A 16,911-nucleotide genomic window follows, 5' to 3' on the forward strand; every position below is an offset into this window, starting at 1 on the left:
TTTTAGGTGTAGTTTACTTCCTTTTGATCATTTTCATCCTTCTTTATTCCTTTAAACGAACTTTTCAGAAGAAGATACTGCTCCATCTCTTGAACAAATTGATAGAGAGCGGCGCGGGTTTCAAATTCTTCCCTCGTCTTAGGTAAATCCATCCGTTCAAACTCCACTTTCATATCATACAGTTTTTTCAAATAAAACAGGGCCGTGTTTCCCGGATGTATGTGATCACTAAGCTCATCCAGAAATTCGGCAATCCGATGTCCCTGCTCTATCGTCAATGAGATCGATGTCGCTATCGGTAAGATACGTTGTAGGATTTCGAACTGTTTTTCCCTCATTTTAAAATACAAATAATATAAGTTCTCATGACGTAAAAAGTGATTTTCAACATCTTTGAATGCTATTGTCTTCGCTTCTTTAAGTAATTGTTCTGTTTCAGTGATTTCTTTTCCATCCCATTGGCTGTCATTTGTTCGCAGGTAGTTGATCATTTCACAAAAGATTTTATAGAAATTGGCTTCGATCTTTTCTTGATATTCGATCATCTTTTTATCAACGCTTGGCATATACAAATTCATAACCAGAGCGATCCCGATCCCAATAACGATGATCCCTAATTCATTCTGAAAAAGGCCCGGGGTCACCTTACCTGCAGAATAAATATGTAAAATGATAACGGAACTGGTGACGATTCCTTCTTTGATATTCAGGGCTACCGTTATTGGAATGAACACAAGTAATAACAAGCCGATTACGGCAGGATGATAGGCCATGAACTCAAAGAACGCAGCCGAAATCACCATGGCAATCACACAGGCCAGGAAACGGCTCCATGAAGCGTTAACCGATTTCTTCTTCGTGTTTTGAATGCACAGTATCGTCAAAATTCCGGCTGATACAAAGTTATCCAGCTGAAACCACTGTGCAATGCTGATCGCAACCGCTGTGCCGATCCCAGTCTTAAGTGTTCGATACCCGATTCGAAACATTCATTTTTCTCCTAACTCTTTCTTTTTTAGCTACTTTAGAATACCATATTTCCCCTTGAACATAAAAAGGAGGATTAACGAAACTGTTCGCTAATCCTTCCATCGTTTAAAGTATTTTCTCTAAAAATTCTTTTCCACGTTCGCTTTGCGGGTTCGAGAAAAAAGGAAGAGGCTCTCCTTCTTCGACGATCTTACCATCATCCATGAATAAGACTCTGTCTGCCACCTCTCTGGCAAAGCCCATTTCATGGGTTACAATGATCATCGTCATCCCTGAATGAGCAAGTGATTTCATGACTTCCAGCACCTCTTTGACCATTTCCGGGTCCAGTGCAGATGTCGGTTCGTCAAAAAGCATCACTTTCGGTTCCATGGCCAGTGCCCTTGCAATCGCTACACGCTGTTTTTGGCCTCCTGATAAACGGTTTGGGTACTCAACACTTTTTTCTTTCAAACCAACCTTGGTTAGAAGGTCCGTCCCTAATTTTTTAGCATCTGATCTGTTTAGCCCCTTCACTTTCACTGGGGCGTAGATCACGTTTTCCAACGCCGTCATATGCGGAAAGAGGTGAAAGTGTTGAAATACCATGCCTATGTCTTGTCTCACTTTGCTTATATTTTTGCCTTTCACAATAGCTTCTTCAAAGTATATCGATCCTGAAGTTGGTTCCTCTAAATAATTCAGGCAGCGGAGCAGAGTGGATTTTCCGGAACCGGAAGGACCGATCAATGCGACAACCTCCCCTTTTTCTACGGAGAAATCTATACCTTTCAATACTTGAAGCTTACCGAACGATTTGGTGATTTTTTCTGCTTTAATCATTCCCACGTAGTCTCCCTTCCAGCGCTTTCCCTAATAAGGTTAGAATCATGACAAGCACATAATAGATCAGTCCTGCAAATAGTAGTGGTTCGAAAAAGGAATACAAATCACTGCCTACCATATACGAACGCCTCATCACATCGGCGGCTCCGATAACAGTGACGATGGCAGATTCCTTCGTAAGGGTGATAAATTCGTTCATTAAGGCAGGCAAAATGTTTTTAATGGCCTGAGGCAGGATCACATCTTTCATCATCAAACGATATGGAACCCCAAGAGCCATGGCCGCTTCCTTTTGCCCTTTATCCACTGCATTGATCCCCGCACGGATGATTTCGGAAATATAGGCAGCTGAATTAAGGGAAAAAGAAAGAATCGCTGCTGTATACGGTTCGATCTGAGTTCCAAAAAGCTGAGGCGAGCCATAAAAGATGATCATTAATTGCAGAACTAAAGGAGTCCCCCGAAAAACCGATGTATAAATATCTGCAAGTAATGTTAAAGGTTTGATGGAACTTATTTTACAAAGAGCAAGCAGAATACCGAAGGCAAATCCAAGTATTCCTGCTAACCCGACAATTTTAAGAGTGACCTTCAATCCTTCCAAAATAAAAGGAATCGAAGGGATCAGTTGTTGAAAATCAAGTGGCATTGTATTCTCCTCCAATCGTGCTGTTAAATAGGAAGGACTAACCGATGATGGGTTAGCCCTTCTATCAATCTACTGTTCTCCGTCAAACCACTTTTCAGCCAGTTTATCCAATTCTCCATTTTCTTTGAGCTTTTTCAATGCATCGTTGAATTCGCTTGTAAGCTCACTATCCTTTGGAAGTGCAACGGCAGAACCCGCCTCTTCTTCGTTCACGTCCATTGTATTTCCTAGAAGTTCTTTATTTTTATCCAAATAACCATTTGCTACTGTATTTTCGATGATTATGGCATCAAAACGTCCATTTTGCAGATCCTGTATCAGCTCAGGAATACGGTCACGGGTCTCTACTTTTAATGGGATTGAGGTGGAAAGTTCTTCTGCAGCATCCTGTTGGATGGAACCTAACTGAACGCCAACCGTTTTACCATCAAGATCCTTTTCGCTTTGAATTCCGCTCTCTTTTGTTGAGATGATCATATCTTTTGCTGTGTAGTAGACATCACTGAAGTCAACGTTCTTTTGTCGTTCCGGCGTAGGGGTCATAGCTGAAAGTACAAAGTCCACCTGCCCGGTTTTAAGTGCTGAAATTAATCCGCTGAACTCCATATCTTTAATCTCGATTTCATAACCAAGTTCATCTGCCAGCATATGAGCCAAGTCAATGTCGTACCCGATAAATTCATCACTGTTTGCCGTATCGACATATTCAAATGGTTTATAGTCAGCCGACGTACCCATAATCAGTTTCTTTGATTCCCCTGAAGCGGTTCCTGCATTCTCTTCTCCTGCACCACACGCAGCAAGAGTAGTAGAAACGATTAATACTACTATAAGAGATAATATCTTTTTCATTGTAATTCCTCCCCAATAATAATGTATAAATATAATATATAATGTATATTAATTACTATATTCGTATTGTATCAGAGATAAATATTTATGCAATAGTTTTTATAGTTACTCATAAATATTTATATATTCTGAAAATATAATAGTTGGTATATTAATTAAAAACACTAGTCCGTGTAATTAGTGAACTTCTCTTATTCAAAAAATATTCATTTTTAATGAGGGGACCACGACAAAACGAAAGAGAAAGGAGAGAAGTAGTTTTTATAAAATAGAGTGAATTTACGTTGATTAGAAACTAAAAAATGCAGATCTGGCTGTAGATTTTATGAAAAATTAGGATATTCATCTTTTTATATGGGGAATTAACTATGAATTGCGTCATTTCGGGAGATAATTGCGTCGTTTTCATTAAATATTGCGTCGTTCTTAAAGAGAATTGCGTCTCTCTAGAATTTATTGCGCCGCATTTAAAAGGAATTGCGTATTTTAGTAAATCAGGAATTATCAGCCTGTTTACTCTGCTTCCCACCCTGCAAATAAAAGAAGATCAATCGTATAAACGTGAAAGGCAAAAAAAAACCCGTCAAGTTCCTCACATAAACATCCACCTAAAGCAGATATTCATGTAAGGAACCTGACGGGCCACACTCTCTTACTTACACTTCTTCACAATACTGATCGAAGTACGATTGAATTTTGTTCACAACCGACATTGGGTCGTGACCTTCAATTTCATGTCTTTCTACCATCGTCAATAACTTTCCATCTTTTAATAGAGCAAATGACGGTGAAGATGGTGGATAGCCGGTAAAGTAGCTGCGCGCTTTCGCAGTGGCTTCTTTATCCTGGCCGGCGAAAACGGTTACCAATTGATCTGGTCGTTTATCGTAATGAATGGAATGAGCTGCTGCTGGACGTGCAATTCCTCCGGCGCAACCACAAACGGAGTTAATCATCACGAGTGTTGTACCTTCTTTAGCGAAAGCTTGATCTACTTCTTCTTCTGTTGTTAACTGGGTATAACCGGCTTGTTCGATTTCTTGACGAGCCTGGCGAACAACATCATTCATAAATAAATTGAAATCTATATCCATGCTTGAACTCTCCTTTTAATCGCTGACTTAATCATTCTCCATAAGAACATGAATTTTAATGTACCCCTATCATAACAATTTCAAACCCTATGTTTCAATTAAAATTAACTAAACCCGTTAATGAATTACACCCTTATATCGCTTTAGCAATTCTTCTACTGCTTGAGAAGTGGTATAGTCCCCTTCCTTCACACGCCCTTCCATGTGTGGAAGGGCAGACTTTATATCCTTATGAAAAAAGAAATCTGACAAGACTCTTTCTTTCAACATCGTATGGAACCATTCCTGCTTCTGGAGAAGTCGCCTTTCTTCAAAGACTCCCTGTTCTTTTGATTGCTTCTCAAACTGTCGGATCACATTCCACATCTCTTTTAATCCCTCATTTTTCAAGGCAGAACAGGTATAAGCCTTTGAACTCCAACCTTTAGTTGCGGGAGTCAAGAAGTGGAGGATTTGGTTCAGCTCTCTTCTTGTTTTCTCAGCGAGAGGTTTATTTTCTCCATCCGCTTTGTTGACAAGTAATGCATCGGCAAGCTCCATGATCCCCTTTTTCATTCCTTGAAGCTCGTCCCCGGCTCCAGTGATGACGAGCAGGAGGAAGAAATCCACCATTTGCCTCACCATCACTTCACTTTGACCGACTCCAACGGTTTCAATGATCATCAGATCATATCCGGCCGCTTCGCATAAGAGAAGTGTTTCACTCGTTTTCCGGTGTACTCCACCAAGTGTTCCTGCAGTCGGGGAAGGTCTTACAAAAGCACGGGGGTTTTTCGATAATTGTTCCATTCTTGTTTTATCCCCCAGAATACTGCCACCGGAAATGGAAGAGCTGGGATCAATCGCAAGGACGGCAACCCGGTGGCCCTGCTCACATAACATTTCCCCGAACGCTTCTATAAATGTACTTTTACCAGCTCCCGGCACACCTGTAATGCCGATCCGAAAGCTTTTACCCGTATAGGGCAGGAGCTCCTGCAACAGTTCCTGTCCCTTTGCATAATGCTGTTCTGCATTGCTTTCAATCAGAGTGATGGCCTTCGCCAAGGAGCTACGGTCACCATTCAAGACCCCGTCCTTTAATTCGGTAATCGATACAGAATCCTTTTTCTTCTTCACAAAACGCTTCTTTCGCCCTGAATCATGCTCTCCCATTATTCAGCCACTTCCTCATAGCCCAGCACTTCATAAATTTCTTTGATGACTTTTTGTGCAGCAACGGGTATGATCGTCCCTGGTCCAAAAACGGCAGAAGCTCCGTTATTCAATAGGAAGTCATAATCCTTAGCCGGAATCACTCCACCAATGACAACGAGAATGTCTTCTCTTCCTAATTTCTTTAGTTCTGCTACCAATTGAGGCAGGAGTGTTTTATGTCCTGCGGCCAGTGAACTTACACCGATGACATGCACGTCATTTTCGACTGCTTGCAGAGCCGTTTCTGCAGGCGTCTGGAACAATGGTCCGATATCCACATCAAAGCCAAGGTCTGCAAACGCCGTGCTAATCACTTTAGCTCCTCTGTCATGCCCGTCCTGTCCCATCTTTGCAATCAGGATACGCGGTCTTCTTCCTTCGTTTTCCAAAAATTCTTCTGTCATCTCTTTCACGACGTTGATTTCTTGTTCATTTGAAAAGTTCGAGCTGTACACCCCACTTATACTCCGGATTGTTGCTTTATGTCGGCCTGATACTTTTTCAATGGCATCAGATATTTCTCCGAGTGTCGCCCGGGCCCTCGCTGCCTCTACCGCTTTTTCAAGTAGATTTCCTTCTCCTGTTTCTGCTACAAGCGTTAATGCCTCGAGCGTTTCGGCTACTCTATTCTCATTTCGTTCTTCTTTAAGCATTTGAATTCGCTCAATTTGCTTTTGTCTCACAACTGTATTATCAATGTCCAGCGTTTCAATCGGATCTTCCTTGTCCAGGCGATATTTATTTACCCCGACTATCGCTTCATCCCCCGAATCAATCATTGCCTGTCTTCTCGCAGCCGCTTCCTCTATCCGCATCTTCGGCAATCCGGTTTCAATCGCCTTGGTCATTCCGCCAAGCTCTTCGATTTCTTCGATATGATCCCAGGCCTTCTCCATCAACTGATCGGTCAAGGATTCAACATAATGTGAACCTGCCCATGGATCAATCACTTTTGTAATAGCGGTTTCCTCTTGAAGGTATAGCTGTGTATTACGTGCGATCCGCGCAGAGAAGTCTGTCGGCAGGGCAATCGCTTCGTCCAATGCATTGGTATGAAGCGATTGCGTATGACCCATAGCAGCCGCGTGGGCCTCAAGTAATGTACGAATGACATTATTATACGGATCCTGCTCCGTTAAGCTCCAACCGGACGTTTGGGAGTGGGTTCTGAGCGCCAACGATTTCGGATTACCAGGACCGAATGTTTTCATCATTTTCGCCCAAATTCTCCGCGCCGCCCTCATTTTGGCGACTTCCATGAAATAATTCATGCCAATCGCCCAGAAGAATGATAATCTTGGTGCAAAGGAGTCGATATCGATCCCTGCCTGGAGACCTGTACGAACATACTCAAGACCATCTGCCAGCGTATAAGCAAGCTCAATATCGGCAGGCGCTCCCGCTTCTTGCATATGATACCCGGAAATACTGATGCTATTAAACTTCGGCATATGTTTGGACGTATACTCAAAGATGTCTGCAATTATCTTCATGGATGTTTCAGGAGGATAAATATAGGTGTTCCTCACCATATACTCTTTTAAAATATCATTTTGAATCGTACCGGACAGCTTCTCCTGCGAAACTCCCTGTTCTTCTGCCGTGACGATATAAAATGCAAGGATGGGCAGCACCGCTCCGTTCATCGTCATGGAAACAGACATTTGATCAAGAGGTATTCCATCAAACAGAATCTTCATATCCAGGATCGAATCGATGGCGACTCCCGCTTTTCCTACATCCCCTACCACCCGGGGATGATCGGAATCATAGCCACGATGAGTAGCTAAATCAAAAGCGACAGACAGACCTTTCTGCCCCATACTTAGGTTTCTTCTATAAAAGGCATTGCTTTCTTCTGCTGTTGAAAATCCTGCATACTGCCTTACCGTCCAAGGACGATTCACATACATGGTCGGGTACGGTCCCCTTGTATAAGGAGCCAAGCCTGGGAGGTCTTCTCCATGGGATATACCTTTTGAGTCCTCTTCTGAATAAAGAGATTTAATGACGATCTTCTCATTTGTCTCATAGGTGCTGCCTGTTAGAGAACCATCATTCGTTCTCACTTCTTTCGAATAAGGGTTGATTTCTTGCCAATCAGGCTTTGTCATTGTCAGTTCCCTCCTCCCAGATAGTTAATAGCTCATCTACTTTTTTCAGTATGTTTTGCTTGTTATAAATGGATCCATTCAGTCCTAAACGAACCCACTCATGCTCATCAGGTATTTTCCCTGCTGCGTCAATCACAATGGTCGAATCAATATGATGAATGGACTCAATCAACATAGGCAGTTTGTCTTGATATTCTTCCTCTGTTCCACAAACACAATAGTATGGATAACGGGTTTCTTCCACAAATTGAAGTATATCTTCCTTAGAGAAGCACTCTTTACTTTGATTCGCATGAATGCCCCCCGTCGCTAAAAATCCTTTTACAAAATCAGCCCTGGGCTTATGGGTTTTCAGCTTTCCTAACCCTATTAAACCTGCCACCGGTTTACTTCTCAGCTTATGTGTCCTTTCTCTTAATCTTTCAAAAGGAAGAGACAATCGCTCACCCACATTATTAGATGATGGAGTTTGATATGTCTCCTCAAGATTTGAATAGATGTTTGTCCCGATCATCGAGTTTTTTCTTGTGGCTAAATCATGAATACGTGACTCTCTCACTCTATTTATTTTTTCATGAATGGAACCATTTTTCAGACAGACAAGAATTCCCCCATCTCCATCGACCTGTTGAAATTCCTTCCATGCAAGCTTACCTACCTCTTCTGATAACCATTCCACATAATAAGAACCGCCCCCAGGGTCGACCACTTTATCCAAATGAGCTTCTTCCCCAAGGATCAGTTGCGTATTCCGGGCAATTCTCTCAGAAAACCCGTTCACTTCCCCACTCACTTCATTGAATGGAGCAACAAGAAGATAATCCACCCCTGCAAGAATGGCAGAAAACGCTTCTCCTCCCCCGCGAAGCATATTGACATACGGATCGAGTGTGGATTTGTTCAATTGAGACGTTTCCGCACTGCAGCTGACCGAATGAGCGATCGCTTGTTCTGAAAGTCCATAAGACGATAATACTTCTTGCCACAATTTCTTAAAGGCTCTGATTTTGGCTATTTCCATAAAGAAATGGCTGCCTACTGAAAAGTGAAAATGCATTTTCCCAGCAATCTTTTCTATAGTCCATCCTTTTTCCTGAAGTGTTTCAATATAAGCGACCCCTTCACTCAGGCCGTATGCCAATTCCTGCGTGGCACTTCCTCCACTATTATGATACTGGGCAGAATTAATGATTATGGTCTTCAGATTAGGCAGATGCTCATCTACGTCTTTTACAACCTCCAACCAATCTACAAACTGCTCCCGATTTTCATTTATTGGATCAAAGCCCATTACACCTTTGATTTCCCTCAGTTCAGGAATTTCCATCATTCGCTGAATAGAGAGTGCTGTCTTTTTTTCAATGGAAAAGACAGGAGTCTCTAACCCAACGACTTCTTTTATAAATTGGTGGAAGCCTTCTCTTATGTCTAAGTCACCTACTTGAAATGAAACACAGTTCTGTCCCCGGGATAATGCATCCTTCATTGCAGAAGTGAGTTCTTCCCAAGTGCCCCTTTTGACCGGTTGAGCGATGAACCATTTTGGAGCACTCTCCAATTTCCCTTGAACATTAGGGATATAAGCATTCACCCTATCCACTCCAGGTAAATCTTCTTTCGTGTATAACGGTTTAAGTTCAATATTTTCATAGGTTTTCGTATGTAAGGAACGAATCCCTTTCCCTTTTAACGCTATCTCAGCTGCTTCTTGCCATTCGGTAAGTGTTCGTCGACTGAATGATTGTTCTTTCATATCATTAAGCTTCATAGTACCCCTCTTTCGACCTGCATGATTGTAATCGTTTACATTTACATCTGAAGAACTTCACTTAACTAGCATGAGTGCACATTGAACATTCGAAATGTTTATACTAATACTATTTTAGTATATAAAAGAAAACGTATTTCTTCAATCTCTCTGGTAAATGAATCAAAAAAGAAAGAAGAGTCGACGGGGTCGACTCTTCCTCCCTTAAGCTTTATTTCTTTGTATTGATATACAATTTACCTTCTGCACGTTTCGTTGTGACATTTCCATAATCATCGGAAATCTTCACTTCAATAAGTGCTCCAGGTGCCTTTACATTGGAAGTGGCTGTGTAGTAACCGACGTAGTGACCTTCTGATGTTTCCATCATTGGAAGCTCATTTGCGTTTGTTACTTGGGATCGTGCATTTGTCAGTGGCATTTGGATGACAAATGTGGCATCTAATCCAGGCTCACTGTCAAATTCGATTTTAACCGATTCACCTTTCTTCAGCTCTTTATCTTCAGAAGGAAGAAGATTTTCAACTGCGATGTCACCAAATTTAGCAAAGACTGTCACGCTTTGTTTCTTTTTGTTTCCAGCTTTATCTTTCGCTACTACCTGTATGACATTTTCTCCTTCATCCAGAAGCAGTCTATGACTGAACTGTCCATCACTTACAGAAGCTTTCTCGCCATTAACTTTTACCCAGGCAAGGTTTTCATCGACAATCGTTCCTTCTACGGTGATGGCTTCACGATTCGTTTTCATGCCTTCTTTCGGAGACGTGATGGCAAGCTCAGGCTTCACTTGATCAAGGGTGATGGTTACAGGCTCAGATGGTCCCGTCATCCCTTGCTCGGTTGCTGCTTTCGCTGTAATCGAATTCTCTCCATCATGTAATGAAACATCTGCAGAGAAGGTACCATCTTCCATCGTTTCTGCTGTTGCCACTTCTTCGTCTCCATTAAAGAGGTGGACCGTTGTGGTCGGGGCAGAAGTCCCTTCAACGGTAACCGACTCCTTATTTGTAAATGATTTATCTTTCGGTGATGTGATGACTGGTGCAGTGACTTCATAATTCACTGTTGCACGAATCATATAGTTCCCTTCATCTTCTGGTGCTAGTGACCATGCACCTCCGACGAATTGCCAGCTTCTTGCGGCATATTCGCCATCTTCATCTGTTCCAAGCCCTGGTGCATTCGGATTTGGAGCTGATTGAATGTAAACCATGTAGAAATCGCCGTCTACCATGATGCCATGCTGGCTTAGGTCTACATGTGTCCATTCCCCGTTACGTAAAGCAGTTCCATCAAACGGACCGGCTACTTTCTTACCAGGAGCGCCATCTGGACCAGATGCATCATAAACGGCAACTTGGAATTCTGTTCCACCCGGTACTGGCCATTCTGTATCCCAGAAGCGGAATAACCCGCCTGTAACCAATGCTGTTTCATTGCCTTCTTCAAGAGACATTTTCACAGCCCAGCCATTACCTGCATCATAGAATGCACGTGCGTTTTCAGCTGTTCCATCATCGTAACCAATTTCACCGGGATATCCGATGAAAGGCTCTAATGAAACATCGGCATTTGTTGCTTCTCCACCTTCAACTGTTACAGTCATTTCCTTACTATAGTAGTAAGGTGCAACTACTTTAAGGGTGTACTCACCTTCATATGCCTCCAGCTCATATTCACCATTTTCATTCGTTTCTACCGGCTCTACAACAGCATCTTCAAGTAAGAAGACAGTAGCTCCCTCAACCGGTTCTCCAGAAATTTCATTTGTGACTGTTCCCGTAATATTCCCTTGAGGAATTTCTTCAAGGGTAAAATTGGCGTTAGATGTCTGATCTGCTTCAATCGTTACACTTTGTGTTTCAGATCTGAATCCATAGGTTGATGCTTGCAGCGTAAACTCACCGGCTGCATGAGTCATTTCGTACGATCCATCGGCAGGGTTCGTATATACCGAACGTCCCGTTTCCAGTACGCTTACTTCCGCTTGCAATGGAAGCAGCACCGGCCCTGGTACGTTTCCTTCTACCGGAGTTTCTTTGCTTACATGTTTCGCCATTTTGATTTTATTCGGATTTACACTCGGTTTCTTTGAAACAGATGATGACTTCTCATCCTTCGATTTCAATCCAAGGTTCATCTTTTTAGCTGGAAGAATCGATTCTCCACTTAGCTTAACGTCATCGATATACCAGCCTTGTTTCACGACACTACCATCAGTTGTAACATTAAATGCGATGTAGATGCGCTGACCGGCATATTGACTCAGATCCACTTCTCCGTCGACCCAGCCATCCGTATTCCCGTTGACACGAAGGGCCTGCGTCCACTCTTCACCATCTGTGGATACAAACACATGACCATAATCATAGTTTCTTTCAAGCTCATGCCACTGCTTGAATTGTAAGAAGCTATTCCCTTCAGGTAAATCGATCGGAGGCATTTGTAAGGACATGTTGGCACTGTTGTCATACGTACCATCCAGACTTGTTGCATATACCTTTTCTCCTGAAGTAGCGGCACCTGGACCATTAACCGGTACACCCCACTCCCAGCTGTTTCCTGGGCCGTAAGAATTCCAGCCACTTGGAGAAGACTCAAAGTCCTGCTCATATCCGACTGTGATTCCCGGAAGAAGAGTGACAGAATAGGCATCCGTTTCTACTTCATTTCCGCCAAAGTCCATTGCCGACCATTTATAAGTAACACTTTCTCCTGTCAGTGCTTCCCCAGGAATGGTTGCCTCATAAGTTCCTGATGTATAGTCACCTGCAGATCTTGTTGCTTCAACAGATTCCCAAGCACCGTCCTGATTTTGATAATGTAATGAAACATTCGTTACACTCACATTATCATTTGCTTCCGCTTGTAGTGGCAGATTCATTCCTTCAAATGCTTCACCAGGGGCTTCATGACTGATTACTGGAGCTTCAGAGTCATCCCCTTCTTTTGAAACTTGCCCTTCTACTTTTCCAATACCGCTCATTACGGATGAAACGGCATCGAATGCGTTAACCAAGCCATGACCATATCCATTATTAGGTGTTTCAGGGAAGGTACCGTCTGTCAATGGAACAGCCGTTGACATTAAGATTTCTTCCATTTCATCAACCGTCAAACTTGCATCCGCTTGTCTCAATAATGCTGCAACTGCAGAGACGTGAGGACCCGCCATTGATGTACCATTCCATCCGCCTTCGTAGTTACTTCCCGGTACTGAAGAGCGAATATTCACTCCCGGTGCGGAAATTTCAGGTTTAACTTCCTCGTAAGGAGAAGGACCCTGCAGCGAGAAACTTCCAAGGTTGTCATTAATATCCGTTGCACCCGTTGCAAATGACTCAGGGTAATTTGCAGGTGTAGCAATTGAACCCGGGCCTCCAGGATTAAATAATGTTGTATTACCAGCAGAGAACTCAGGGAATATTTCTGCCGCTCTCCATGCGTTCACCATATCCCGGTACCACTCATCAAGACCGGGACCCCCACCCCATGAGTTATTGACAACATCTGGAGCCATCTCGGGATGCGGGTTGCCCTCAGCATCCTTAGGAGCAAGAATCCATTCTCCCGCTTCCAACAAATCAACATCTGTTCCTCCATCTGCCGTGAATGCTTTTACAGCAATCCATTTTGCTCCCGGAGCGACGCCGATCTGATTGCTGCCGTCAGGTTCTGAACCAACCATTGTTCCTGTAACATGCGTACCGTGTCCTTGATCATCATAAGGTGCACTTTGCCCTGCTGTTGCATCAAACCAGCTGAATTCATGATCAGGGGCATCAGGATTTTGAGGATCATATCCTCTGTATTTTTCCTGTAAAGCCGGATGATTCCATTGAACACCTGTATCAATCGATGCTACAACGGTTCCAGCTCCATCAATGCCCATATCCCAAACCGCCGGTGCACCAACTCTGTCAATATTCCATTCAATCGATGCCGGACTGTTTTGGACTTCTTTTTCTGCAACGCTAGCTGAATCTTCAACTTTTGCCGGTTGAATGAGCTGACGCGTTTCATTCGGCAAGATTTTCTCAACTTCAGCAAATGTTGAAATTTTATCCATTACCTCTTTTGTGGAAGTAACGGCCATTCCGTTTACAACGTAGAAATCTTTTATTTCCTTTACTGCACCGGACTTTTTTTGTTTCGTTAAGTATTCTTTCACTTCTGCTTGAGATTCAAGGGCCGTGGCACGAAGCTCGGAAACGACCATATTTCGCTTCAGTAATTTTTTGCTGTTAGCAGACAGCTTCTGTTTTTTCGCTTTTTCAGCCGCGCTCTTAGCTACAGCCTTCGTATCAAGCTGCTCCTTGAACTTCACTAAGTATGTGACGTGCTTATCTTTCTTGAATTGATCATGTAGTTTCGATGTGATCTTTGATTGTGGACTTACCTTTGCGCTATCGCTTGCTGAAGTGGATGGTTTTTCTTTAGCCAAAGCTGATTGTGAGGTATTCGCTGCCCCTGCATTGAATGGAAATAATAATGGGACAAACATTACTAAGGTGAGTACAATGGATAACCATCTTGCTTTACGCTTTCTACGTGTCATCTAATTCCCTCCCAGTAATTTTAGATTCCTTCAGTAAACCCGACACCTCCCTGATTCACTACTTGGAAAAAAGTAGGTTCTAAACCAAAGATAACCAAGTAGTAATGTAAAATGTTGTAAGTTTATGTCGGATTAAATCTGAATATTCGGAAATTAATAGAAAAGTCACCTTCTCGCATATTTCATGTATGCATATAGTCACACAGATAATATAACTACAGGAATATTTTGGATTGCGATGCACATCTCATAGGTTAAAAGGAGGAAGCACCCCCAACATTTCGTACTAAGCAGTAAATAAATGAGAGAGAAGACATAGGAGGGAATTTAATCTTGTAAGTACTCGGAAAACGACCTATAAATCGTTAAAAAATTATTTACGGGATATTCTTCCAGTTATAATTTTCCTTTTTTTCCTGAATTCTTGGACCTACCATTTTGTATTTATAATCCTTTCTATCCAGAAGCAGAAAAAAACAAGGACCAACCACCCAGGGTCAGTCCTTGTCACTATTTAATAGACAGATGTATTTTCTTTTGATGTATTTTCTAAGATTTCTTTCACCCGCTGCAAGAATCTTCCGCATACCAATCCGTCAAGAACACGGTGATCAAGTGACATACACAGGTTCACCATATCACGAACTGCGATCATCCCGTTGTTCATGACAACTGGACGCTTCACAATCGACTCCACTTGAAGGATCGCTGCTTGAGGATAATTTATGATACCCATCGATTGTACTGAACCAAATGACCCGGTATTGTTAACTGTAAATGTGCCTCCCTGCATATCTTGAGAAGTTAATTTACCGCTGCGGACTTTTCCGGCAAGCTCAGTAATTTCTCTTGCAATTCCTTTGATCGTCTTTTCGTCTGCATTTTTGATCACAGGCACATAAAGTGCATCATCAGTGGCCACTGCAATGGAAAGATTGATGTCTTTCTTTTGAACAATCTTTTCCCCTGCCCACATAGAGTTGATTTGCGGATACTCTTTAAGGGCTTGCGCTACAGCTTTTACAAAGAATGCGAAGAATGTCAGATTAAAACCTTCACGCTGCTTGAATTCCGTTTTTAGTGAGTTTCTATAATCAACAAGATTTGTAACATCCACTTCCATCATCGTCCATGCGTGAGGAGCTTCATGCTTGCTTCGAACCATGTTGGATGCGATGGCTTTACGAATTCCCGAAACCGGGATTTCAATATCACCAGGTACAACAGGAACGTTCGCTGCAGGTGCGGATTGCTTGGCAGGTTGTTGAACAGCTTGCTCTTTCACTGGCGCTTGCTGAGGAGCCTGATCTTCGGCCTTAGGCGCCTGAGCCTCTCCTGCTTTTGGAATATTACCTGACTCAATGACCTTCTTAAGATCTTTACGAGTGATACGGCCGCCGTTTCCAGTGCCTTCCACTTGATTCAGGTCAATATCGTGCTCTTGAGATAGCTTTAATACTGCCGGAGAATACCTTGCTTTATTCCCACTATCTTTACTTGGAGCATTCCTTTTAGTTGCTGATTGAGTTGTTTCGTCCGCATCTTCCATAGGCTCTTCTTTCGGAGTTTCTTCAACAGGTGCAGAACCTTCACCTTCCACTTCAATCGAACAAATGATTTCTCCGACTTCAAGAGTGTCTCCTTCATCAGCAATTAAATCTTTAATGGTACCCGTAAAGGATGATGGTACCTCTGCATTTACTTTATCCGTTTGAACTTCCGCAATCGGGTCATATTTATTGACGGTATCACCAGGTGAAACCAACCATTTACTTATTGTACCTTCTGTAACACTTTCCCCTAGCTGAGGCATTTTCATATTTTCTATACCCAATGAGGAACCCTCCTTACTGTTGAGTTTAATTGGTTTTTCTGATTAAAATTCTGCAAGTTCACGCATTGCTTTTTCTACTTTATCCGGGTTGATCATAAAGTATTTTTCCATTGTTGGCGCATACGGCATTGAAGGAACGTCAGGACCAGCAAGTCGTTTGATTGGAGCATCAAGCTCGAATAAACAATTTTCAGCGATAATCGCAGAAACCTCACCCATGATGCTTCCTTCTTTATTGTCTTCTGTCACGAGCAGAACTTTCCCTGTTTTAGAAGCTGCTTCAATGATCGCTTCTTTATCTAATGGATAGATTGTACGTAAATCCAGGATGTGCGCCTCAATTCCGTCTTGGGCAAGCTTTTCTGCTGCCTGAAGAGCAAAGTGAACACACAAGCCATATGTGATGACTGTGATGTCTTCCCCTTCACGCTTCACGTCTGCTTTTCCGATTGGAAGAGTATAATCATCATCAGGTACTTCTCCTTTAATTAGACGGTAAGCACGTTTGTGTTCGAAGAATAATACTGGATCTTCGTCACGGATCGCCGCTTTCAGCAAGCCTTTCACATCATAAGGAGTAGAAGGCATGACTATTTTCAATCCAGGCTGATTAGCGAAAACCGCCTCAACGGATTGAGAGTGATAAAGTGCTCCGTGAACTCCACCACCGTATGGAGCACGAATAACCATCGGACAGCTCCAATCATTATTCGAGCGATAACGAATACGTGATGCTTCAGAAATGATTTGGTTCACAGCAGGCATGATAAAATCAGCAAACTGCATTTCTGCAATCGGTCTCATACCATACATGGCAGCTCCGATTCCAACTCCGGCAATAGCTGATTCTGCAAGTGGTGTATCGATGACGCGGTCTTCTCCAAATTGATCATACAATCCGTGAGTCGCTTTGAAAACTCCACCTTTTTTCCCTACGTCTTCTCCAAGAACGAATACTTTCTCATCACGTTCCATTTCTTCTCTAATGGCCATTGTTACGGCATCAATGTATGAAATTACTGGCATG

General features: G+C 42.6%; 11 protein-coding genes. All 11 read right to left on the reverse strand.

Annotated features, from left to right (window positions below; all coding sequences use genetic code 11):
* Positions 1–2: 2 nt before the first annotated feature.
* Entirely contained in the window at positions 3–989 is a 987-nt protein-coding gene (locus RSX31_RS07355; protein WP_148995608.1) for an aromatic acid exporter family protein, read from the reverse strand.
* Positions 990–1,095: 106 nt separating this feature from the next.
* On the reverse strand, positions 1,096–1,812 hold the full coding sequence (locus RSX31_RS07360; RefSeq protein WP_315634099.1) for an amino acid ABC transporter ATP-binding protein: 717 nt from the start codon (positions 1,810–1,812) through the stop codon (positions 1,096–1,098).
* Positions 1,805–2,464, reverse strand: coding sequence for an amino acid ABC transporter permease (locus RSX31_RS07365; RefSeq protein WP_148969559.1), 660 nt, complete (start codon positions 2,462–2,464; stop codon positions 1,805–1,807). Before RSX31_RS07365 ends, RSX31_RS07360 begins: the two co-directional genes overlap by 8 nt.
* 69 nt (positions 2,465–2,533) lie before the next feature.
* Complete coding sequence (locus tag RSX31_RS07370; protein WP_315634101.1) at positions 2,534–3,316, reverse strand: transporter substrate-binding domain-containing protein; 783 nt, start codon at positions 3,314–3,316, stop codon at positions 2,534–2,536.
* A gap of 656 nt (positions 3,317–3,972) precedes the next feature.
* A complete protein-coding gene (locus RSX31_RS07375) occupies positions 3,973–4,410 on the reverse strand; it encodes a BrxA/BrxB family bacilliredoxin (protein ID WP_148969561.1) in 438 nt (145 codons plus the stop codon).
* Positions 4,411–4,527: 117 nt separating this feature from the next.
* Positions 4,528–5,565, reverse strand: a complete 1,038-nt coding sequence (gene meaB, locus RSX31_RS07380) for a methylmalonyl Co-A mutase-associated GTPase MeaB (protein ID WP_315634103.1) — start codon at positions 5,563–5,565, stop codon at positions 4,528–4,530.
* On the reverse strand, positions 5,565–7,721 hold the full coding sequence (scpA, locus tag RSX31_RS07385; RefSeq protein ID WP_315634105.1) for a methylmalonyl-CoA mutase: 2,157 nt from the start codon (positions 7,719–7,721) through the stop codon (positions 5,565–5,567). The genes meaB and scpA overlap by 1 nt, the downstream gene beginning before the upstream one ends.
* Entirely contained in the window at positions 7,708–9,489 is a 1,782-nt protein-coding gene (locus RSX31_RS07390) for a methylmalonyl-CoA mutase family protein (protein ID WP_315634107.1), read from the reverse strand. Before RSX31_RS07390 ends, scpA begins: the two co-directional genes overlap by 14 nt.
* Before the next feature lie 211 nt (positions 9,490–9,700).
* Positions 9,701–14,050, reverse strand: a complete 4,350-nt coding sequence (locus tag RSX31_RS07395) for a S8 family serine peptidase (RefSeq protein ID WP_315634109.1) — start codon at positions 14,048–14,050, stop codon at positions 9,701–9,703.
* Positions 14,051–14,564: 514 nt separating this feature from the next.
* Positions 14,565–15,884: a dihydrolipoamide acetyltransferase family protein gene (locus tag RSX31_RS07400; RefSeq protein WP_315634111.1), complete on the reverse strand. Its 1,320-nt coding sequence runs from the start codon at positions 15,882–15,884 to the stop codon at positions 14,565–14,567.
* A 42-nt stretch (positions 15,885–15,926) separates the two neighbouring features.
* Entirely contained in the window at positions 15,927–16,910 is a 984-nt protein-coding gene (locus RSX31_RS07405) for an alpha-ketoacid dehydrogenase subunit beta (RefSeq protein ID WP_148969567.1), read from the reverse strand.
* Position 16,911: the final 1 nt, after the last annotated feature.

Origin of the sequence: Rossellomorea yichunensis, from assembly GCF_032337515.1 — a bacterium.
In the GTDB taxonomy this organism is placed as follows: Bacteria; Bacillota; Bacilli; order Bacillales; family Bacillaceae_B; genus Rossellomorea; species Rossellomorea yichunensis.